Origin of the sequence: Acinetobacter sp. YH16032 (genome assembly GCF_013417345.1) — a bacterium.
GTDB lineage: Bacteria > Pseudomonadota > Gammaproteobacteria > Pseudomonadales > Moraxellaceae > Acinetobacter.
Window position 1 is genome coordinate 33,753 of record NZ_VPEE01000019.1, and the last position, 21,357, is coordinate 55,109.

General features: G+C 39.1%; 18 protein-coding genes and 4 tRNA genes. 15 read left to right on the forward strand and 7 right to left on the reverse strand.

The window, feature by feature from the left end:
- The first annotated feature begins 198 nt into the window (after window positions 1-198).
- Both FTV32_RS10645 and FTV32_RS10650 read left to right on the forward strand, forming a co-directional pair.
- Window positions 199-1,317, forward strand: coding sequence for a CaiB/BaiF CoA-transferase family protein (locus FTV32_RS10645; RefSeq protein WP_180028605.1), 1,119 nt, complete (start codon window positions 199-201; stop codon window positions 1,315-1,317).
- A 131-nt stretch (window positions 1,318-1,448) separates the two neighbouring features.
- Window positions 1,449-2,444, forward strand: coding sequence for a DUF2804 domain-containing protein (locus tag FTV32_RS10650; protein WP_180028606.1), 996 nt, complete (start codon window positions 1,449-1,451; stop codon window positions 2,442-2,444).
- A 53-nt stretch (window positions 2,445-2,497) separates the two neighbouring features.
- On the opposite strand, the gene FTV32_RS10655 is transcribed toward FTV32_RS10650, so the two are convergent.
- Window positions 2,498-3,367 carry a metal-dependent hydrolase gene (locus FTV32_RS10655; protein ID WP_180028607.1) on the reverse strand — a complete coding sequence of 290 codons (870 nt, stop codon included), beginning with the start codon at window positions 3,365-3,367 and terminating at the stop codon, window positions 2,498-2,500.
- Between the two features lie 157 nt (window positions 3,368-3,524).
- Window positions 3,525-4,400: a metal-dependent hydrolase gene (locus FTV32_RS10660; RefSeq protein WP_035267930.1), complete on the reverse strand. Its 876-nt coding sequence runs from the start codon at window positions 4,398-4,400 to the stop codon at window positions 3,525-3,527.
- A gap of 141 nt (window positions 4,401-4,541) precedes the next feature.
- On the opposite strand from FTV32_RS10660, the gene FTV32_RS10665 reads away from it, so the two are divergent.
- Entirely contained in the window at window positions 4,542-5,597 is a 1,056-nt protein-coding gene (locus FTV32_RS10665; protein ID WP_180028608.1) for an AraC family transcriptional regulator, read from the forward strand.
- A 58-nt stretch (window positions 5,598-5,655) separates the two neighbouring features.
- Here FTV32_RS10665 and FTV32_RS10670 read toward each other — a convergent pair whose 3' ends face one another.
- Window positions 5,656-6,993, reverse strand: coding sequence for a Na+/H+ antiporter NhaC family protein (locus tag FTV32_RS10670; RefSeq protein WP_180028609.1), 1,338 nt, complete (start codon window positions 6,991-6,993; stop codon window positions 5,656-5,658).
- A 351-nt stretch (window positions 6,994-7,344) separates the two neighbouring features.
- Here FTV32_RS10670 and trpA point away from each other — a divergent pair, with 351 nt between their 5' ends.
- The 4 genes from trpA to FTV32_RS10690 are packed head-to-tail and all read left to right on the forward strand — an operon-like array spanning window position 7,345 to window position 11,276.
- Window positions 7,345-8,148 (forward strand): tryptophan synthase subunit alpha, encoded by an 804-nt coding sequence (trpA, locus tag FTV32_RS10675; RefSeq protein WP_180028610.1) that lies wholly within the window; start codon window positions 7,345-7,347, stop codon window positions 8,146-8,148.
- Window positions 8,145-9,041 carry an acetyl-CoA carboxylase, carboxyltransferase subunit beta gene (accD, locus tag FTV32_RS10680; RefSeq protein WP_035267924.1) on the forward strand — a complete coding sequence of 299 codons (897 nt, stop codon included), beginning with the start codon at window positions 8,145-8,147 and terminating at the stop codon, window positions 9,039-9,041. Before trpA ends, accD begins: the two co-directional genes overlap by 4 nt.
- Window positions 9,038-10,327 carry a bifunctional tetrahydrofolate synthase/dihydrofolate synthase gene (gene folC / locus FTV32_RS10685; protein WP_092768531.1) on the forward strand — a complete coding sequence of 430 codons (1,290 nt, stop codon included), beginning with the start codon at window positions 9,038-9,040 and terminating at the stop codon, window positions 10,325-10,327. Before accD ends, folC begins: the two co-directional genes overlap by 4 nt.
- Window positions 10,314-11,276 (forward strand): SPOR domain-containing protein, encoded by a 963-nt coding sequence (locus FTV32_RS10690; protein WP_180028611.1) that lies wholly within the window; start codon window positions 10,314-10,316, stop codon window positions 11,274-11,276. Before folC ends, FTV32_RS10690 begins: the two co-directional genes overlap by 14 nt.
- Window positions 11,277-11,419: 143 nt before the next feature.
- On the opposite strand, the gene FTV32_RS10695 is transcribed toward FTV32_RS10690, so the two are convergent.
- Window positions 11,420-12,061 carry a peroxiredoxin gene (locus tag FTV32_RS10695; RefSeq protein WP_180028612.1) on the reverse strand — a complete coding sequence of 214 codons (642 nt, stop codon included), beginning with the start codon at window positions 12,059-12,061 and terminating at the stop codon, window positions 11,420-11,422.
- Window positions 12,062-12,391: 330 nt separating this feature from the next.
- Here FTV32_RS10695 and secA point away from each other — a divergent pair, with 330 nt between their 5' ends.
- From secA to FTV32_RS10735, 8 genes are all read left to right on the forward strand, one after another.
- Window positions 12,392-15,106 (forward strand): preprotein translocase subunit SecA, encoded by a 2,715-nt coding sequence (gene secA / locus FTV32_RS10700; protein ID WP_035267914.1) that lies wholly within the window; start codon window positions 12,392-12,394, stop codon window positions 15,104-15,106.
- 134 nt (window positions 15,107-15,240) lie between these two features.
- Window positions 15,241-15,591 carry a hypothetical protein gene (locus FTV32_RS10705; RefSeq protein ID WP_180028613.1) on the forward strand — a complete coding sequence of 117 codons (351 nt, stop codon included), beginning with the start codon at window positions 15,241-15,243 and terminating at the stop codon, window positions 15,589-15,591.
- A 169-nt stretch (window positions 15,592-15,760) separates the two neighbouring features.
- On the forward strand, window positions 15,761-16,981 hold the full coding sequence (gene argJ / locus FTV32_RS10710) for a bifunctional glutamate N-acetyltransferase/amino-acid acetyltransferase ArgJ (protein ID WP_180028614.1): 1,221 nt from the start codon (window positions 15,761-15,763) through the stop codon (window positions 16,979-16,981).
- Between the two features lie 114 nt (window positions 16,982-17,095).
- A complete protein-coding gene (gene nadA, locus FTV32_RS10715) occupies window positions 17,096-18,163 on the forward strand; it encodes a quinolinate synthase NadA (protein ID WP_180028619.1) in 1,068 nt (355 codons plus the stop codon).
- A gap of 156 nt (window positions 18,164-18,319) precedes the next feature.
- Window positions 18,320-18,396: transfer RNA gene (locus FTV32_RS10720), tRNA-Pro, on the forward strand.
- 47 nt (window positions 18,397-18,443) lie between these two features.
- Window positions 18,444-18,520 (forward strand) — tRNA-Arg (locus tag FTV32_RS10725).
- A gap of 37 nt (window positions 18,521-18,557) precedes the next feature.
- Window positions 18,558-18,633, forward strand: a tRNA-His gene (locus FTV32_RS10730).
- Window positions 18,634-18,650: 17 nt separating this feature from the next.
- Window positions 18,651-18,727, forward strand: a tRNA-Pro gene (locus FTV32_RS10735).
- A gap of 110 nt (window positions 18,728-18,837) precedes the next feature.
- On the opposite strand, the gene FTV32_RS10740 is transcribed toward FTV32_RS10735, so the two are convergent.
- Genes FTV32_RS10740 through FTV32_RS10750 form a run of 3 tightly spaced genes read right to left on the reverse strand, consistent with a single transcriptional unit; the run spans window position 18,838 to window position 21,068 of the window.
- Entirely contained in the window at window positions 18,838-19,317 is a 480-nt protein-coding gene (locus FTV32_RS10740) for an OmpA family protein (RefSeq protein ID WP_035267906.1), read from the reverse strand.
- A 24-nt stretch (window positions 19,318-19,341) separates the two neighbouring features.
- On the reverse strand, window positions 19,342-20,559 hold the full coding sequence (locus tag FTV32_RS10745) for a diguanylate cyclase domain-containing protein (protein WP_180028615.1): 1,218 nt from the start codon (window positions 20,557-20,559) through the stop codon (window positions 19,342-19,344).
- Window positions 20,560-20,564: 5 nt separating this feature from the next.
- Window positions 20,565-21,068, reverse strand: coding sequence for a YfiR family protein (locus FTV32_RS10750; RefSeq protein ID WP_180028616.1), 504 nt, complete (start codon window positions 21,066-21,068; stop codon window positions 20,565-20,567).
- Window positions 21,069-21,357: the final 289 nt, after the last annotated feature.

The following is a 21,357-nucleotide window of genomic DNA, read 5'->3' on the forward strand; positions in this document are numbered from 1 at the left end:
AGTCTCTTTGATGTTCACTGCTACTTGACCTAAATGACACAAAAAATAATTTAATTGGCAATTATCACTAGAGTAATTGCTCTTTTACATCATAAATTGCCGAAATGATCAAGGTAAATGGCTGAACATGACATTGTTAATCTTGTTTTATATTTCTATTATGGGTGAAAAATCAACATATTCTTGGTGAAAATAACAATGACAGCTGCATTAAAGGGATTGAAAGTTTTAGATTTTTCCACATTATTACCCGGACCCTTTGCGACCTTGTACTTAGCAGATCTAGGGGCAGAGGTGGTCCATATAGAGTCACCAAATCGACCAGACCTTGTCAGAATGTTGCCACCTTATGCAAATGGTCAAGCCACGGCGCACAGTTATTTGAATCGCAACAAGCAGTCGATTGCTCTAGATTTAAAAGATAGTCAGAGTATTGAACTCATTAAATCAAAAATTTCAGAATACGATATCGTCATTGAGCAGTTCCGTCCTGAAGTGATGCGACGTTTAGGACTCGACTATCAAACTTTATCTGAAATAAACCCACGTCTGATTTATTGTTCAATAACAGGATATGGGCAAACAGGTCCTTATAAAGATAAAGCGGGACATGACATTAATTATGTATCGCTCTCAGGGATTGCTGGGCATTCAGGTCGGCAGGAAAGTGGACCACCACCGATGGGGATTCAAATTGCTGATGTCGCAGGCGGTTCTTTACACGCAGTGATCGGCATTTTAACAGCCGTGATTGAAAGGCAACGGAGTGGTTTAGGTCAATATATTGATATCTCTATGACGGATTGTGCGGTGACCTTAAACAATATGGCTGCGGCAGCTGTACTTGCAGGTGGACAGAATCAACACCCTGAAAATGAACATCTGAATGGGGGAACATTTTATGACTATTATCAAACGCAAGACGGGCGCTATATCTCAATTGGGAGTCTAGAGCCCCAATTTATGACAGGTCTGGCAACTACATTAGAACTGCCTATATTATTGGAAAAAGGAACCTCATTTGATGTTGAAGATCGAAAAGCAGTCAAGGCTGCGATCGCTGATAAAATCAGGGAAAAAAGTTTTGATGTATGGCGTAAAACATTTTCTGAATTAGACGTATGTGTAGAACCTGTGTTAAATCTAGACGAAGCTCTGACGTCAGATTTGGCTCAACAACGTGCTTGGACAGTAGATGTACCTCTAAGGAAAGATGCAAATGAGGTAGAAAAACAGTTGGCTTGCCCAATTAAATTTTCAAGATCCAAGGCACAGTATCATTATATCGGCCAAACACTGGGTGAAGGGAACTGGTAGTCAAAGTATTGAATATATGAAAAAAAAGAACCGATCTGTATCGGTTCTTTAATCTATGTTTTCATACAGTAAATGAAATACTTTAGACTAAAGTCTATAATTGTCATGGAATGAAATTAGGCTGAGTCCCAATGGATTTAATTCAAGTAAATGGTCAACCGCGCTATGGGCGTTTTACAGAATTGCCAAGTGCAATTTCTGTCTCAAAATATATTTATAAAACGCCATATGGCAAAGTGCTCAAAGGATGGAGAAAAAAACTTAAATATAAGAAATTTAAGTTTTGTAGTATCCAACATGAGCATTACAGCATTGGGATGGCTATCGTCGATATCGCTTGGGCGGGACATGGTTTCATCTATATTTATGACCATAACACCGGACAAGTCGTCGAGTGGAATGCGATTAATGTATTGGCACACAGTACGGTTCTAGATGAACAGCCACTATTTAATCATAGCCATTTTCAACATGGAAAAATCCAACTCGATATCCAACATGCCAATGGTGTTCGTTATATCAAAGTGATCAAACATGGTGAAGAAAAACTGTCTGCACGAATCTTTTGTGCTGGAACAGATCCTTTGTCGATGTGCAGTCCTACTGGTATAAATGGTTGGACCTATACTCAGAAACTAACTACATTGGCCGTTGAAGGGTATTTCATTAATAAACAAAAAGAAAAAATTGAATTTAACTCACGAACTTTTGCTTCGCTTGATGATACTTGCGGTTTTCTAAGACCTGAAACGGCTTGGTTTTGGCTATCTTCTAATTTTTGGGATGCGCAAGGAAACCGTGTGGGTTTGAATCTTGCCTCTGGCGTGAATGAAAGCTTTGGCAATGAAAACTGTTTGTGGATTAATGGGCGCCTTTATGCGTTGACGGATGTTCTTTTTGAAATGCAAAATGATCAGATGTGGACCATACGATCTATGGATGACAAATTACAATTGACCATTGAAACAGGCTGGCGCCGTTATGAAAATCTTAATCTTAGAATGGTAGGCAGCCAGTTCAGTCAGTGGCAATCTAAAATTACGGGTTTTATTATTTCAGATGATGGTCAGCATATTGAGCTTAATCAAGAGTATGGACTATTAGAGCAACATTACGCTAAATGGTAATGGCGTCATAACAACAAAAAAGTCCGATTGATCGGACTTTTTTACATTCTTTTTTATATCGCAGCTTGCCAAAAAGCTTCACCTGCTTGAATTGGATCTTGAGTTTCAGCGAGCGTATCAACCCAAACTTGGTATTGATGAATAATAGGGTGTTGGTTTGGGTGGAAATCAGCTTTAAACCAGTCTAAATATTCTCGTTTTTTTGCCGTTAAAATGCCATCTTTTCCAAGCAACCATTTCAAGCCTTGAGCAAACATTTTTAACCTTTCAATTCGAGTAAAGCCATCTTGTTTGAGAAGTCCATGTGTTCTTTGCATGGTAAATCCAAACATCATAAGCGTAACTAAAACCAAGGCGGTATAACGTGTAAGGTTTGAAGTCTGCGCCACTTCGATCATGACATCATAAGCTACATCGCGATGTTCCATTTCTTCAATACTATGCCATGCAAATAAACCACGGACAAAAGGATGTGCATGGGCCATCGTACTTTTATGACTGAAAAAGGTCGTTGCCATTAAAGCGGTTAAGTGTTCGCATGAAGCGGTAATCGCAATATTAAAACGATCAGGATACCTTTTTAACGCATGTTTGAAACGTTGATTGACTTGATGAATATATTTTTCAATTGGCATACCTTGCTCAATTAAAATTTTATTCATTTTGTCATGGGCAATACCGTGTTGCGCTTCTTGTTGAATAAAGTCTTTCACACGTTTGGCTAAGATAGGATCTTGAATATGCGGTTGAAATAGTCGGACACACTGTATGAAATATCGTTCTCCATCTGGAAATGTCAAACTCAAAGCATCAAATACACGTGTTTTAAAAGGATCGTTGTTAAACCAAAATCGTGGTACTTCGTTAAGTCGGAAATCAAGGTGCTTACGAATCACTGGATGGTATGTGGTAATTGCATTCATTTTATTTTTATCACTTATGCAGAAAGAACAAGTATGTAAAAAAATCACATTGAGGTCATTATCTCTACAGGACAAAAGAAGAGAGAAGGAGATTAAAACTGTAAGTAATGTCGGCTAAATCATCCGAATAAAAATGATTTAGCCGGCGATAGGAATATTATCGAGCTGCTTGCCAGAATGCTTCACCAGCTTGAATTGGATCATTGGTCTCGGCTAATGTTTTTACCCAGACATCATATTGGGCAATCACAGGATGTTGGCTTGGATGAAAGTCTTTTTTAAACCAATCTAAGTATGGACCTTTCATTCTCGTTAACATGCCATTTCGACCGATAAACCATGGAAGTCCTTTGACGGTCATTTTGAAACGGTCTAAACGACTAAATCCGTCATACTTCAACATGATATTGGCACGATAAGTTGTAAATCCAAGCATCATGAAAGTTGTAAATGCCAAAGCAAATTGTCGAGTAAGTTCTGGAACATCACCGACTTGTTTCATGACATCAAAAGCCACATCACGATGCTCCATCTCTTCGATAGCATGCCATGCTAAAAGCGCGCGCACATAGGGGTGAGCATCTTCAAGGGTTGCTTTTTGACTATAAAAAGTATCAGCCATTAATGCAGTTAAGTGTTCGGCTGCAGCAGTCATGGCAATATTATATTGAGGTGAACGACGTGTCAGTTCGAATTTAAAAATTTTGTTAAGAACCTTAATAAATTGATCGACAGGCATACCTTGATCTTTCATGACCTGATTCATCTTGTCATGCGCAATTCCATGCTGTGCTTCTTGTCGAATAAAATCTGCGACGCGTTTTTGTAATTCAGGGTCTTTGATTTTATCTCTAAATAATCGAACTGATTCAATGAAGTAGCGCTCTCCGTCTGGGAAAGTTAGACTCAATGCATCAAACATACGGGTTTTGAATGGATCTCCACCAAACCAAAAACGAGGAATTTCTGAGAGCTTGAAATTGAGATTCGTGCGTACGACAGGATCAACCTGATATTTTACCAATGCGTTCATCTTATTTTCATTCATCCGCTTTAGATCGTTTAAGTATGTATGGCATTGGTCTGATTGTTTTGACAGTACTTGCCATTTTTTATACATTTTACGACAAATGAAAATGAATAAAGTCAAATTTGCCTAAAGGAATAGTGCATCGTGAAAGATATTCAAATACCCAATGGATATTTCCATTTATGGCAAACATTTATTCAAGTGAAACAGCTCGATAAAGAGATAAAGACTGCATTAAATCAGGATGTTGATACGCTGAATAAGATTTTGGCAGCACCGATTGCCATGCAATCATCTTATTCTTTTTTCTTAAAGCTTAATTCTCTCACGCAGGTTTATTTGAATCGCGCCAATTATATTTTTGAAATGGCTCAATATGTGAAACCTGAGCATTTTGGTGTGCTTGGATATATGGCTACACGAAGTGAGACGGTGGCGGAAGCACTGAACTATATTTTAAGATTTAGCCGCTTGGTGATTGATGGTGAAGAGATTACACCCATGCAGATCCATCAGGACGGTGAAATACTGATTTTAAGCTGGCCGTTTATTTGTGATGACTATAATTTTATCAATGAGTTGACGAATGCCATGATGGTCTCATTGGCAAAGCAAATATTAGTGCATGATACCTTTCCACTGTATAAAGTGATCATGGCGCATGAAGCTATCGCACCATTGTATGAATATCAAAAGTTCTATGGTTGTCTGGTAGAGTTCAGCCAAGTTGAATATCAGTTTCAAATTCGCACTCAGGGGTTGCAGCTAAAACCCCAACAAGCAGATCCTTCACTTATGCAATTGTTGGTTCAACAAGCGGAAGAGGCGATTGCATCAAAACCCGTGCAATCGAGTCTTGATCGGCAACTCCACTTAATTATTGCTGAGTATTTGCGTATTCGTCACGAAGCGCCAAAGATTGAAGATATTGCGACAGAATTATGTTTGTCGGTGAGGACTTTGCAACGACAATTAAAAGATCGCGGAACATCATTTAAACGCATACTTGAGCAAGAACGGATGTCACAATGTGAGCGCTTATTAATTCAGGGGCTAGAGTTAACGGATATCGCAGTGCAACTCGGTTACTCAGATCAGTCTGCGCTTGCTAGAGCATTTAAAATGTATAATGGAATAACGCTGTTGCAGTTTAAAAAACAACTTAAACAACGACCAACTCACCACCATAATCTAAGGTAGATCATAAAAAAAAAGTAAGCATGTAGCTTACCTTTAAAGACTTAATTTTTATGCCAGTCTAAAATTGATTCATCTGTATTTTGGGATATCTAAAAGCAATGGAGAGTATAGCAATCACCGCTAAGATCCAGCAGTAAAAAACGTTTTGGATCATTTCCATTGGCGATAATTTTGCAATTGAACACGCCAATAATAATTGTGCGCCAAACGGAATTAAGCCTTGAACAACACAAGAAAAAATATCCAACAAAGCAGCCGAGCGTTTTGGGTCAACACCATATTCTTTAGCAACTTCACGTGCCATATCGCCAGATAGAATAATGGCAACCGTATTATTTGCCACAAAGAAATTAGACAAGATTACCAGAAGACAGATTCCGATTTCACCAGCTCTTTGCGTTCCCACTTTGAATAAACGCGTAAGTTGATAAATGCGTTGTATTAGCCACTCTAAGCCACCTTCTTTTCGCATAAGGGCAGAAATACCACCGAGTAACATTGAAAGCAATGCGACTTCAAACATGCCCAAAAAGCCATCGTAAATCGCAATATTTAATTTAAGTAGGTTAAAGTCGGGGGCTTGAATCAGACCGACGAGTCCAGACATAACAATGCCCAGCATAAGTACAGCCAACACATGTAATCGGGTAAAAGCCAAAGCAAATACAGCTAAATAAGGCAAAATCAGCCAAAAATTATAGTCATTGAAAGAAATTTGTTGCGTATCACGACTCATCACAAAATAAATCAAAATCGTGAAAAGTGCTGCTGGTACTGCAATCCATACATTGACTTTAAATTTATCTTTTAGTTCTACACGTTGGCTACGAGTTGCGGCGATAGTGGTATCTGAAATCATCGACAAGTTATCACCAAACATGGCTCCTCCAACCACAGCGCCAATCGCAACAACAGGATTTATATCGGTGACTTGAGTGAAGCCAAATGCGATCGGCGCACAAGCAGCGATAGTACCCATCGAGGTGCCCATCGCAGTAGCAATAAACGCTGAAATAACAAAGAGCATTGGCAGGACAAAAGCCGAAGGAATGAGAGATAAACCTAATTGTACTGTTGCATCAACACTACCAATGGCACTACTAATACTGGCAAAAGCACCTGCCAGCATAAAGACCATAAACATTAAAATAAGATTAGGATGGCTTGCCCCACGGAGAAACTCATCTATACCTGTATTTAATTTGCCACGATAAAGTAATACCGCAAGAATAAGGGCGGGGATAGCAGCAATGGGTGCTTTAATTTGGTAGAAGGCAAACTCAGTGCCAATCAGAGTGTGATAAATACCGCTGCCCAAAAAAATGGCTAAAAACACAATAAGCGGTAGAAGGGCAAGCGCTCGCGGAGAAGCTTTGCCTGGGGAGATTGTGGTCATAACATAAGAAATAAAAGAGTAAGCATGTATAGTATAGAACAGCTTTGGCTAATTCAGAAAAGTTAAAATGTAAGTGCTAAGCTATTTGTTTTTAAACATTTTTAATCAATAAACATAAGTTCATATAAATATTCATGATTTAGAAAAAACAGAAAAAATCGAGCTTTTTGATCATTGTTAAAAAAATCAAAACATTGATAAATATGCACTTGGAATACTTAACTGAAAAGAGTGTTTGGTGCTTTTCATCACACTCTGTTCAATGAGTAAAAAATAGCGTTACAATGGGCCGTCTTGTATTTTACAAAACCAACTCCTCAATTCTATACAATTCAAGGAAAGTACATCCCTATGTCACGTTTAGCCACACGATTTGCACAGCTTAAATCTCAACAGCGTAAGGCTCTAGTTTCTTATGTCATGGCAGGTGACCCTCATCCACACGTAACGGTTCCTTTGTTACATCAAATGGTGGAAGCAGGTGTGGATGTAATTGAACTTGGCTTACCATTTTCAGATCCAATGGCCGATGGTCCAGTGATTGCACTTGCGGCTGAGCGAGCATTGGCAGCCGGTACAAATACATTGGATGCATTGGAAATGGTCAAGCAATTCCGTGAAAAGGACACAGATACACCAGTGGTGTTGATGGGTTATTTGAATCCTGTAGAAGTCATTGGATATGAAAAATTTGTATCAACTGCTCATGACTGTGGTGTGGACGGTATTCTTTTGGTGGACTTGCCACCTGAAGAAGCACAAGTGCTCGATGTTGTCTTGAAAAAGTTTGATATGGATCAGATCTTCTTGTTGGCGCCAACATCTACAGATCAACGTATTCAACATGTCGCTAATCAAGCGAGTGGTTTTATTTACTACGTGTCTTTGAAGGGTGTAACAGGTGCAGCGACTTTAGATGTGAATGAAGCTGCTCAACGCATCGAAAAAATCAAGTCGATGACGGATGTACCTGTTGGTGTAGGTTTTGGTATTAGTGATGCAGCCTCTGCAAAAGCAATCGGAAGCGCAGCGGATGCGGTCATTGTTGGTAGTGCTTTTGTTAAACCATTTGCACAGACAACTCCTGATCAAGCAGTTGAACAGGCGGTCAATAAAGTCAAGGAGCTTCGAGCAGCGCTCGATGAGTTAGTATGAATCAAGAAGTTAAATCAGGGAAAACTTTAGCACCTGCAACACCTTGGACAGATCGTTCAGTACCAGGTATTCAAATCCCTGATCAACAGCAATCGTTAAAAGCGACGTTTACTGAGCCTACGATTGAATGTCCAGAATGTCATGCTCTGGTGACTCGTACGGCGATGTCTTTCAATGCTTATGTTTGTCCTCAATGTGATGAGCATTTAAAAATGAAAGCACGTGACCGCTTAAATTGGTTTTTTGATCAAACCGCAAAAGAATTAGGTCAAGAGTTTGTTGCAAAAGACCCACTCAAGTTTGTGGATAGCAAAGCTTATCCTGTGCGTATGAAAGAAGCACAAGAGAAAACTGGCGAAACTGAAGCACTCGTGGTGATGGAAGGACAAATCAAAGGTTTATCTTTAATCGCTTGTGCATTTGAATTTGATTTCATGGGCGGTTCGATGGGTACTGTAGTTGGTGATCGATTTGTACAAGCAGCAGAGCGTGCGATTGAAACCAAACAGCCAATGATTTGTTTTGCTGCCTCTGGTGGTGCTCGTATGCAAGAAGGAATGTTATCTTTAATGCAAATGGCACGTACATCAGCTGCGATTCAAAAAATGAAAGATGCTCGTATTCCGTACATTGTTGTATTAACTCATCCAGTATATGGTGGTGTGACCGCATCTTTAGCCATGTTGGGTGATGTGCATATCGCTGAGCCTAAAGCAATGATTGGTTTCGCTGGTAAACGTGTCATTGAACAGACTGTACGCGAAAAGTTAGAAGAGCCGTTTCAACGTGCTGAATTCTTGCTTGATCATGGTGTAGTCGATCAAATTGTTCATCGTCACGCATTACGTGATACAGTTTATCGTATCGTAGCGAAATTGATGAATTTGCCTTGAACCTCACTGCTCCACTCAGTACAGATAATTTACAAACATGGCTCGATTATTGGAGCCATGTTCACGTTACAGGAATTGATTTAGGGCTTGAACGCGTCATTCCTGTGGCTGAAAAATTGGGAGTTACACACCCGCAAGCGAAAGTCATTACCGTCGCTGGTACGAATGGTAAGGGTTCAACAACTACAACCTTAGCTTCAATTCTGAATGCTCAAGGATATCAAGTCGGTTTGTATCAATCTCCGCATATCTATCGTTTCAATGAGCGTGTAAAACTCGCAGGTCAGGAAGTTTCAGATGAGCTTCTGATCGAAGCATTTGTTCAAGTTGATCAAGCACGACGTGAATGTGATTTAAGTTTATCTTTTTTTGAAGCAACAACCCTTGCAGCTTTTGTCATCTTCAAACAACAGAAATGTGATGTTTGGGTATTGGAAGTTGGACTAGGGGGACGTTTGGATGTTGTGAATGTCGTTAATCCAAATGTTGCGGTCATTACCAATATTGGATTGGATCACACAGATTGGCTGGGTGACACCATTGAAAAAATTGCTTTTGAGAAAGCGGGTATTATTCGTCCAGATATTCCAGTCATTTTTGGTGGGCAACAAATACTTCCAACATCAATTCAGGATAAAGTCATTGCATGTAATGCGACGCTGTCATGTCTAAATCAGGATTATTTTTATCAAGCAAATGGTGATGGTAAAACTTGGACATTTTCAAGTTCAGCCCTGACCTTAAAATTACCATGTGGTCAGTTGGCCCTAGATAATGTTTCTACTGCCGTGGCTGCATTATTGGTCAGTGGATTGAAAATTTCTCAAACTGCACTAGAGCAGGGCATTATTCAAGCACATTTACCAGGTCGATTTGAAATAAGGGAAATCGCAGGAAAAACAGTGATTTTCGATGCGGGACATAATCCGCATGGTGTAGAATTTTTGTTAAAGCAATTGCGAAATTATTTAGAATACAATAAACAGTACACAGAAGTTATCGCTGTGTTTTCGATGTTAGCGGATAAAGATATAGATTCAGTCGTTAATTTATTGAAAAACACGGTATTTATGTGGAAAATTGCGCCGATGGATGTGCCTCGTGCAGCACCATTACAACAATTAGAGTCAGCGCTTCAAGGTGAGACAGTACAACAGTATTCAAATGTACAGGTCGCATTTAAATCAGCACTTGAAGAAACAAAAAATAATCAGCTGATTTTGGTGTGTGGTTCGTTTCATACCTTAGAGGCGGTCTGGGAGTATTTAGAGAATGTCAATGAATAACAAACAACGCTGGATGGGTGGTGTTGTTTTATTGGGTGGTGGTGTTTTATTGGCAGCATTACTTCTAAAAGGCAAAGAAGAGATCCACCAAAATAATGTTGAACAACCGGTTGAAGCTGTTCAACAAAAAAAGAATGAACCTGAAGCAGTACAACTTCAACCTCTCACAGTTGATGTGGAAACTGAAAAGCGTTTACTTGAAGAGCAACGACGTGCTCGTGAGAAAGCTGTGGCAGAGCAAGAAGCTCGTGCTGCTGAATATTTAAGAATGCAACAAGAGGCCGAAGCTGAAGCCGCACGTCGCGCTGCTGAAGAATATGCTGCAATGAATGCTCGTCGAAACGCTGCTCAGCAAAGTTCAGACAATATTCCTCCTGAATTGGTTGAGGATGAAGCTGAAAAGCAAAAGCGTTTGGCTGAAGAAAAACGCATAGCTGAACAGAAGCGTTTAGCTGAGCAAAAAGAACAACAGGCGAAAGCCTCAGAAGAACAAAAGCGTAAAGCCGAAGCAGGAAAACGTGCAGCTGAAAAGAAAGCAGCAGAGCAAAAAGCTGCTGAGGAAAAACGTAAAGCAGAAGAGGCGAAGAAGAAAGCTGAAGCTGATAAAAAAGCTGCAGAAGAGAAAAAACGCAAAGCTGCTGAAGAAGCGAAGAAAAAAGCTGAGGCAGAAAAAGCTCGTGATCTGCTGGAAAATGGAGATCGTCAATGGATGGTTCAAGTGGCATTGGCTGCGAATGAGGCGAATGCAGATGCGCTTGCGGCTAAGCTTCGTGCCAAAGGATATAAGGTAACGAAGAGTCCAACGTCGAAAGGTATTCGAATTATGGTTGGTCCATCTAAAGATCGTGATTCGGCAGATGCGTTACGTAAGAAAATTAACAGTGATGCAAGTTTAAATATGAAATCAGCATGGGTGATTGATTGGGTACCACTGGATAAGCGTCAATAGTTTCTTGCTTTGTTTTAGAAAAAAGGATTCAAACTATAATTTGAATCCTTTTTTAAATTAATATGTTAAAGAATATAAGCCATAATCAAAAAAAAGCCTATCTGAGGATAGGCTGAACGCTGAAACTTGATGGCTCGTCAAAATTAATCAAGATCAGGTTGAGGTGTTAAACGTAGATAAGGTGTCACTGCCTTGTACCCTTTAGGGAAGCGTTGTTGAATTTCATTTTCGTCTTTAATAGAGAGAACAATCACAACATCTTCACCATGCTGCCAGTTTGCAGGGGTTGCCACTTTATAGTTATCTGTTAACTGTAATGAATCTATAACACGTAAAATTTCATGGAAATTGCGACCAGTTGACGCTGGATACGTAATAATCAAGCGTACTTTTTTATTTGGATCAATGATCACAAGAGATCGGACGGTTAGGGTCTCGCTGGCATTGGGATGGATGAAATCATATAAAGTCGAAACTTTACGATCCTGATCAGCAATGATTGGGAAATTTACCGTGGTAGACTGAGTTTCATTGATATCTTTAATCCAACCATGATGTGATTCAACATCATCTACAGAGAGAGCAATCGCTTTAACATTACGTTTTTCAAACTCGTCTTTTAGTTTTGCTGTAAAACCTAATTCCGTCGTACATACGGGAGTGTAGTCGGCAGGGTGTGAAAATAAAACTCCCCAATGATCTCCTAGAAAATCATAAAAATTAATTACTCCTTCACTTGATTGCTGTTCAAAGTCTGGAGCAGTGTCACCTAAACGTAATGCCATATATACCTCTATTCTTATCAAAACCTTAATGTATTGAAATTAATATGGAGGAAACTCTTTATAATTAAAAATAGTGTTTTTTTATTTACTTATGAAAAAAATAGATTTATTTGGCTGCCTGAGTGCAAATAAACGCTCATAAAATTGAATTTGAACGATATATATTTTTGATCAAATTTGCTACATTAACTCGCCGTTGCTCATGCGTCATGGAAAATAATCCAGAAATTTTTTGATTGCATTTGTTTAAAACCCTTGTACTTCAAATTTCTAGCACCATAATAACGTTTGAGAAAAATCATTTTGATAAGTAAGTTTTAGAGAGTCTATATGTTGGCAAGTCTGATCGGAGGAATCTTCGGTACTAAAAACGAGCGCGAATTGAAGCGTATGCGTAAAATTGTCGAGAAGATCAATGCGCTCGAGCCGACGATATCTGTGTTAAGTGATGCAGACTTATCTGCAAAAACAGAAGAATTCAAACAACGTTATAAAAACGGCGAAAGTCTTGATCGCTTGTTACCAGAAGCTTTCGCGGTATGTCGTGAAGCTGGTAAGCGTATTATGGGTATGCGTCATTATGACGTACAGTTGATTGGTGGTATTACCCTACATGAAGGTAAAATTGCAGAAATGCGTACAGGTGAAGGTAAAACCCTAATGGGTACTTTGGCTGTATATTTAAATGCAATTAGTGAACAAGGTGTTCACGTTATTACTGTCAATGATTATCTGGCGCAACGTGATGCTGAGTTAAACCGTCCACTTTATGAATTTTTGGGATTATCTGTTGGGGTGATTTACTCCATGCAGAATCCTGTCGAAAAAGCAGAAGCTTATCGAGCAGACATTACCTACGGTACAAACAACGAATTTGGTTTCGACTATCTTCGTGACAATATGGTGTTCTCGTTAGCCGAGAAAAAACAACGTGGTCTTGCTTATGCGATTATCGATGAGGTTGACTCGATCTTAATTGACGAAGCACGTACTCCACTTATTATTTCGGGTCAAAGCGAAGATTCCTCACAACTTTACGCGGCAATGAATGCGATTCCGCCAAAGTTACATGCTCAAAAAGAAGAAAAAGTTGCAGATGGTGGGCACTTCTGGATCGATGAAAAGCAACGTTCAGTCGAAATCACAGAAGCTGGTTTTGAAGCCATTGAAAGTGAACTTATTGCGATGGGATTATTGGCAGAAGGTGAGAGTCTATATTCTGCAGCCAACTTAAATCTTGTTCATCATGTGACAGCTTCTATTCGCGCACATTACTTGTATCAACGTAACGTGCATTATATTGTCCATGACGGTGAAGTGATTATTGTCGACGAAAATACAGGTCGTACGATGCCTGGTCGTCGTTGGTCTGAAGGTTTACATCAAGCGGTAGAAGCGAAAGAAGGTTTAGAAATTCAACCTGAAAACCAAACGCTTGCAACGACCACATTCCAAAACTATTTCCGTTTATACCGTAAACTTTCAGGTATGACAGGTACAGCAGATACTGAAGCTGCTGAAATGAAAGAAATTTATGGCTTAGATGTGGTGTTGATTCCAACCCATCGTCCAATGATTCGTAAAGATCTGAATGACTTAATTTATTTGAATCGTAATGGTAAATACAATGCGATTATTGAAGAAATTAAGAAAATTCATGAAGCTGGTGTTGCACCGATTTTGATTGGTACGGCAACAATTGAAGCTTCTGAAATCTTATCGGATAAACTGAAAGAAGCGGGTATCGCACACGAAGTACTGAATGCCAAACAGCATGAGCGTGAAGCGGATATTATTGCACAAGCTGGCTCTCCACGTGCCGTGACTATTGCGACCAACATGGCAGGGCGTGGTACGGATATCTTGCTCGGTGGTAACTGGAAAGCGAAACTGGCGAAAATTGAAAATCCAACTCCTGAAGATGAAGCACGTTTAAAAGCAGAATGGGAACAAAATAACCAACTGGTGCTGAATTCTGGTGGTTTACACATTATTGGTTCTGAACGTCATGAATCTCGTCGTATTGATAACCAATTACGTGGTCGTTCAGGTCGTCAAGGTGATCCAGGTGTTTCGCGTTTCTTCTTATCGTTAGAAGATGATTTGATGCGTATCTTTGCAGGTGATCGTGTCGTCGCAATGATGCGTGCAATGGGTCTGCAAGAAAATGAAGCCATTGAACATAAAATGGTGTCTCGTTCGATTGAAAACGCCCAACGTAAGGTTGAAGCACGTAACTTCGATATTCGTAAGAACCTGTTGAAGTATGATGATGTAAATAATGAACAACGTAAAATTATTTACTCACAGCGTGATGAAATTCTGGCAGAAAGTACTTTGCAAGAATATATCGAGTCAATGCATGAAGAAGTGATGAAAGGGGTGATTGAAACGTATATCCCACCTGAATCTATTCATGATCAGTGGGATGTACCAGGTCTTGAATCTGCATTACGCTCAGACTTTAATATTGATCTTCCTGTACAGCAATGGTTGGACCAAGATCGTCGATTAGATGAAGAAGCATTAGCACGTCGTATCACTGATGAGGTTTTACAACGCTATCGTGCGCGTCGTGAACAAATGGGGGCTGAATCTGCAGCAGTGTTAGAACGAAACTTTATGTTAAGTTCTTTAGATCGCCACTGGAAAGATCATTTAGCAGCGATGGATTATTTACGTCAAGGTATTCATTTACGCGGATATGCGCAAAAGAATCCTGAGCAGGAATATAAGAAAGAAGCATTCAATCTGTTTGTAAATATGTTAGCTGTCATTAAGTCTGATGTTGTGACAGATCTTTCATTGGTACGTTTACCAACGCCTGAAGAGCTGGCAGAAATGGAAGCACAGCAGCAAGCTCAAGCTGAAGCGATGCAACTTTCACTTTCTCATGCTGAAGTTGATGGTTTAACAGGTGAGCAAACAGTTAATACTCAAGAATTGGATCAGAATGAAGTTGAGATTACGCCACCTCAAAGCCGTAATGCACCTTGTCCATGTGGTTCTGGTTTAAAATACAAGCAGTGTCACGGTAAAATCTAAATTTCATGAAGCAGAACTTAGGTTCTGCTTTTTTTATTTTATTATAGTGCTTGGTCAGTTCATGTGAATAAGCATTGCCAATTTTCTCAGTTAATGCTATTTAATTTTGCATGATTGAATATATGGAAACGACAATGAAAAAAATACTAAAACCGGCTCTATTTGCAGTTTTTGCTTTACCAGCTTTTGCATTTGCCAATACTGATACAAAAACTGTACCTCTAGCGAAAGTTCAAGCAGCTGCGGGTGTTACTCAAGCACAAACTGAAGTTAAAAATGACTCCACAACGGTGATAAGTCCTCGCACTGGTATTCGTTACACACTTGGTAATACAGCTGGTCGACCAATCATTCTTCAAACAGCTTCAATAGCACCAGCAACTCCAGCTACAGCAAATCGTATTGTTGCATCAAATCCAGCTCTTTCAAGTTCAAGTCAAGAAAAAGCAAAACAAGCCTTATTGGAACAAACTGTATCTAATTAATTTTAGAATTTCGTACAAAAGCCAGTCTTTGACTGGCTTTATTGTTTTTAGGGATCGAGATTTATTTCAAATCATTCATTTCAATCAACCCTAATGCCTTATTCACTCGATTTTTTTTCTAATTTCTAATAAGCTTAGCCATCATTTTTTTTAATTCGGACAATCAAAAATGGCGGTGGGTGACGTATCAATGCCACAAATGCATGTGGTAAAGGGTGTAAGAATTGGCTCAGCAGAAGCGTATGTACGTTACCCAAATCGACGTGACTTGGTTGTATTTGAATTTGCACAAGGCACTCAAGTTGCAGGTGTATTTACCCAAAATGCTTTTTGCGCAGCGCCAGTACATATTTCAAAACTGCATTTGTCTCAAACAAATCCACGTTACCTTGTAATTAATACAGGCAATGCGAATGCAGGTACTGGTCCTACAGGTTTGAAAAATGCAAAGGACACTTGTGCTGAATTTGCCAAAATTGCTGGTGTAAATGAGAACGAAGTTTTGCCATTCTCAACAGGCGTAATTGGTGAACAATTACCCATGGAGCGTTTGATTGCTGGGTTAAAACCAGCATTTGAGAGTCTTGAAGATGATGTATGGCCTCAGGCAGCATCAGGTATTATGACGACGGATACTTTACCTAAGGGTGCTTCTGAACAATTTGAAATTGACGGGGTTGTTTATACAATGACGGGGATTTCAAAAGGTGCAGGAATGATCCGTCCTAATATGGCAACAATGTTGTCTTTCGTAGCGACAGACGCGCCTATTGCTCGTGAATTGGTTCAAAAACTATTAAAAACCACGGTTGAACAATCATTTAATCGCATCACGATTGATGGTGATACATCTACTAATGACTCTTGTATTTTTGCAGCAACTGGTCAAGCAGGTGGTGCTGAAATTAAATCTAAAGAAGATGCTCGTTACTCTGTTGTTTTAGATGTACTTACACGTGTCATGAAGCGCTTGGCTCAGTTAATCGTTCGAGATGGTGAAGGTGCAACCAAATTTATAACTGTTTCAGTTGAAGGTGGTGCAAATACGCAAGAGTGTTGTGATATCGCTTACAGCATTGCACATTCACCTTTGGTAAAAACAGCGTTCTTTGCTTCTGACCCTAACTGGGGGCGTATCTTGGCTGCAATTGGTTATGCTGGGGTCCAAGATTTAAATGTCGACAAAATCCAAGTATGGTTAGATGATGTCCAGATCTGTAAAGATGGTGGTGCAGCGGCAGATTACACAGAAGAGGCTGGTGCTAAAGTGATGAATCAATCAGAAATTACTATTCGCGTTGATTTGGGCCGTGGTTCTGCCAAAGATACGGTTTACACCTGTGATTTGTCATATGATTATGTCAAGATCAACGCAGATTATCGTTCTTAAATAAATTAAGCCTCCCTGTTGAGGCTTTTTATTTATCAAATTTTAATGATTGGTCAAATCCAATCTGTGTGTAATTGCTTATATTGATAAGCGCTATGGATAGAGATGCAAATAATGAATGATGCAACCAATTTAATTGCAAATGATGCGAAAGCAATTGTTCAAGCTCATTTAGACCTGATTGGTGAATCTAACAATCAAGATTTAACACCAGAGTTAAAGCAGCAAAAATTTGCTGAGATCCAAGCCGAATTGGAAAAGCGTAATGCGGTATTGGTTGCTCATTATTATTGTGATCCAGTCGTACAGGAGCTTGCGGAGCTGACTGGTGGTTGTGTTTCAGATTCACTTGAAATGGCACGTTTTGGGCGTGACCATGATGCGACAACACTCGTTGTGGCTGGTGTGAAGTTTATGGGTGAAACTTCTAAAATTTTATCACCTAACAAAACCATTTTAATGCCTACTTTAGAGGCAACTTGTTCACTCGATCTAGGTTGTCCTGTAGATGAGTTTAGCAAGTTCTGTGATGCTCATCCTGATCATACTGTTGTGGTTTATGCAAATACCTCAGCTGCGGTAAAAGCACGTGCAGATTGGGTGGTAACATCCAGTTGTGCTGTCGAAATTGTTGAGCATTTAGATAGTTTAGGTGAAAAAATTATTTGGGCACCTGATCAGCATTTAGGACGTTACATTCAAAAGAAAACTGGAGCGGATATGTTGCTCTGGGATGGTTCTTGTATCGTACATGAAGAATTTAGAGCACGTGGCATCGCTCAGATGAAAGCCATCTATCCTGATGCTGCAGTTTTAGTCCATCCTGAATCTCCAGAATCGGTGATTGATGTTGCTGATGCAGTAGGAAGTACTTCGCAATTGATTAAGGCTGCAAAAGAACTACCGCATGAAACAATGATTGTTGCGACCGATCGCGGTATTTTTTATAAGATGCAGCAAATGGTGCCGAATAAGACTTTGATTGAGGCTCCTACGGCAGGTGAGGGAGCGACTTGTCGTTCTTGTGCACATTGTCCATGGATGGCAATGAATGAATTGGATGGCATTTTGCATGTTTTACGACATGGTGATCAGGAAGTGTATGTTGATCCCGCTTTAGCAGAGCGCGCTAAATTACCATTAGATCGAATGTTAAACTTTAGTGCGTCATTAAAGCGTTAATATTAGTCAAAATGCTTGATAAATATACATTTGAAGTGTTTTTTTGAATTTTTTTGAAGATAGGTGTTGACGTTATCCAGCGTCACGCCTAGAATGCACACCGTACCGAACGATACATCAAACGATAAGTTGAACGGTACAAAAGCTGAGATGAATCGGAGTATAGCACAGCCTGGTAGTGCACCTGGTTTGGGACCAGGGGGTCGTAGGTTCGAATCCTACTGCTCCGACCAATTCTTCAAGGCAAAGGTTTTCCAATGATCTCGCAATCATGGGTAATGCGCCTGTAGCTCAGTTGGATAGAGCATCCGCCTTCTAAGCGGATGGTCACAGGTTCGAATCCTGTCAGGCGCGCCATTGGTCGCTTGATTTTATAGAACCAAATTTTGTGATGGTGGATGTAGCTCAGTTGGTAGAGCCCCGGATTGTGATTCCGGTTGTCGCGGGTTCGAATCCCGTCATTCACCCCAACACAAACCCATGTAATCGGAGTATAGCACAGCCTGGTAGTGCACCTGGTTTGGGACCAGGGGGTCGTAGGTTCGAATCCTACTGCTCCGACCATTTATTTCATTATAAATGGTCAGATAAAAGATACCGCGTTAAGCGGTTTTTTTATGTCTGATTTTTGCTGTTAAAAAAAGATCCTATCAGGATCTTTTTTTGTTGAGTGTTTAAGGCACGATAATAACAGCAACGCGTCTATTTTCTGCATGGGCAGCGTCAGTATTTGCAGTATTAATAGGTTGGGTTGAACCGCGACCAATGGTTTGGATATGAGCTGGGTTAAAACCCTCCTCAATAAAAATAGTGCTTACGCTTCGGGCACGGCTTTCAGAAAGTTTAAAATTATAATCTGGATTGCCAATAAGATCGGTATGACCGACGATACGGACTTTCTTTAAATTGTACTTTTGTAGTTGTGCTGCGAGATGTTGAATCTGTTCACGATTTTTTTTAGAGATTTCAGCCTGATCGAAATCGAAAAGAAGTCGTTCGGGTAGTCCCAAACTCCAACCTTCCTCTGTGAGTACGAAACCTTGTTGTTTTAACATTTTTACTTGTTTATAGCTTAAAGATCCCATACCCAAGCATGCACTTAATCCTATACAAAGAATGCTCATGATAAAAAGTTTGAAACTACGATTGAGCATAGGTATTAATCCTCAGTAAAAACTCTATTGTTGAAATATGTGCCAATGATGTTTTAGATTCTTCGCTTTGTACATCGCTTGGTCTGCTTGAGAAATTAAGTCCTCAGGGGTATGAGCTTCTTTAGCCAAAGCAATACCAAGACTAAAACTAAAATGAATTGATTGTCCGTTATATTTTAAGGGCTCATCAGAACATTTTATAAGATTTTCGGCGATCGAAATTAAGTGATCCACCTGACTGACAGGACTTAGGATAATTGCAAATTCATCACCGCTTAATCTTGCGACAAAATCATTTTGACGAGTGTTTTGTTTTAATCGTTTAGCCATCTCTTTCAACACTTCATCCCCCACTAAATGACCATATTGATCGTTAATAGACTTAAATTTATTGTTATCTATAAAAATCAAAACAGTATTTTCACGTTTATCAGGCTGATCGAAAAGGCTACACAAAACTTTATAAAAGTAATGTCGGTTTGGTAATTGTGTTAATTCATCATGTTGTACTTGATAATTAAGCTGAGTATTTTCAGACTGTAACTGATTGTGCCAAGATTGAATTTCTTCTAATAGTTGATTAAATACTGAGTTTAGATGATGAAATTCTTGAATATCATTTTTTGGAAAGCGGAGATTATATGCTTTTTGTTGACTCACTAATTGTGCTGTATGAATAATTGGTGATATAGAATTCATAATATGACGATAGGTTGCATTAACCGACCACCATAAGGCGAAAATCATAAAAAGCATACCTAAAATCAAGGCTAAGCAAATCTTGATAATGAATAAAATGATATCTTGAGAACTGCCGAATAGATGAAGCTCACCGACCAATTGTCCATTGTGGGTAACTTCAATTTGAATCGGCTTAGAAAAAAATAATCCATCAAACCAAGTTTGAAGTTCTGAATGGCGATCTATCAGTTTGCTGCTTTCAGTGATTTTAACTTTATTGCTATCCAATACTTGGATAAGGCGAATTGAGTGTTGTTGTGTGTACTCGTGTAAAATATTGTCTAAAGTGTATTTATCTTGGAAAACAAGAGCAGGTTGAATGCGTTCCGCAATTGTGCGACTCACTAAGGTTAAGTTTTGATTGGCGTATGATTTCACCGTAAAAATTGAAATCGTTGCAAAAATTAAAGTGCAGATCAAAAAAGTAATCGCAAAAATTAAAAATTGTGATCGTCTAAATAGTGATTGGAGTGAAGTTAATCCAAAAAATTTATCAATCATCTGAATTACTCCATGTTCTGTGCAAGAAGTAATACACGAGGATCAACGTGGATTTTGGTTTTTGCAAGACTGTCTAAATTGACTTTAAATTTTGTAATACCTGCTTTATTGCTATAGAGACAGAAAACACTTCCAACTTCGCAATCTTCATTATTTGTTGAAAATGAGAGAATTGATTTCTTTAGTGATTCTCCGATGAGCTTTTGTTCGACTGTTGGAGAAGATTTAGAGAAAAATATAACATCACAATTGGTCTTGTTTAATTCGTAATCATGAATATTTTGTGCTTTGATCTTTGAATTTTGCTTTAGAATTATTTGATTAAACTCTGCTAATGCCACAGTGTTATCAATTAGACATAAATCTGGTTGTGGAGATGAAATTTTGGCATAGCTCAAAATAGATAGAGTCATTTGATAAATGTTCTGGTTGGAATTGGCATGGCTAAAGCTGCACTTCAAAAGCAGTAGGGAAATCAATACGGCTTTTTTGATTTTAAATATAGCCATTTAGTAACATAGTTCTAGTCAGTTAAATAATAGAGACTATTCTAATCTAATTTTAATAAAGTTAAAGTGTTCGATTTTTTATCGATATCATACTGAATGATGTGAATTTGATTATTAAATACCCACTCAATACTCATAATTTAAAAAAATACTAAAATATTGAAAAAAGAGGTTGCATTGGGGGAGGAATGCTGTAGAATGCACATCCATCGGCGGTGATGTTGATTAAAACTTGTTGAAAAACAAAGATTTAGCTGAATAGGTTAGATCTAAGTTTTGAGAATGAGTT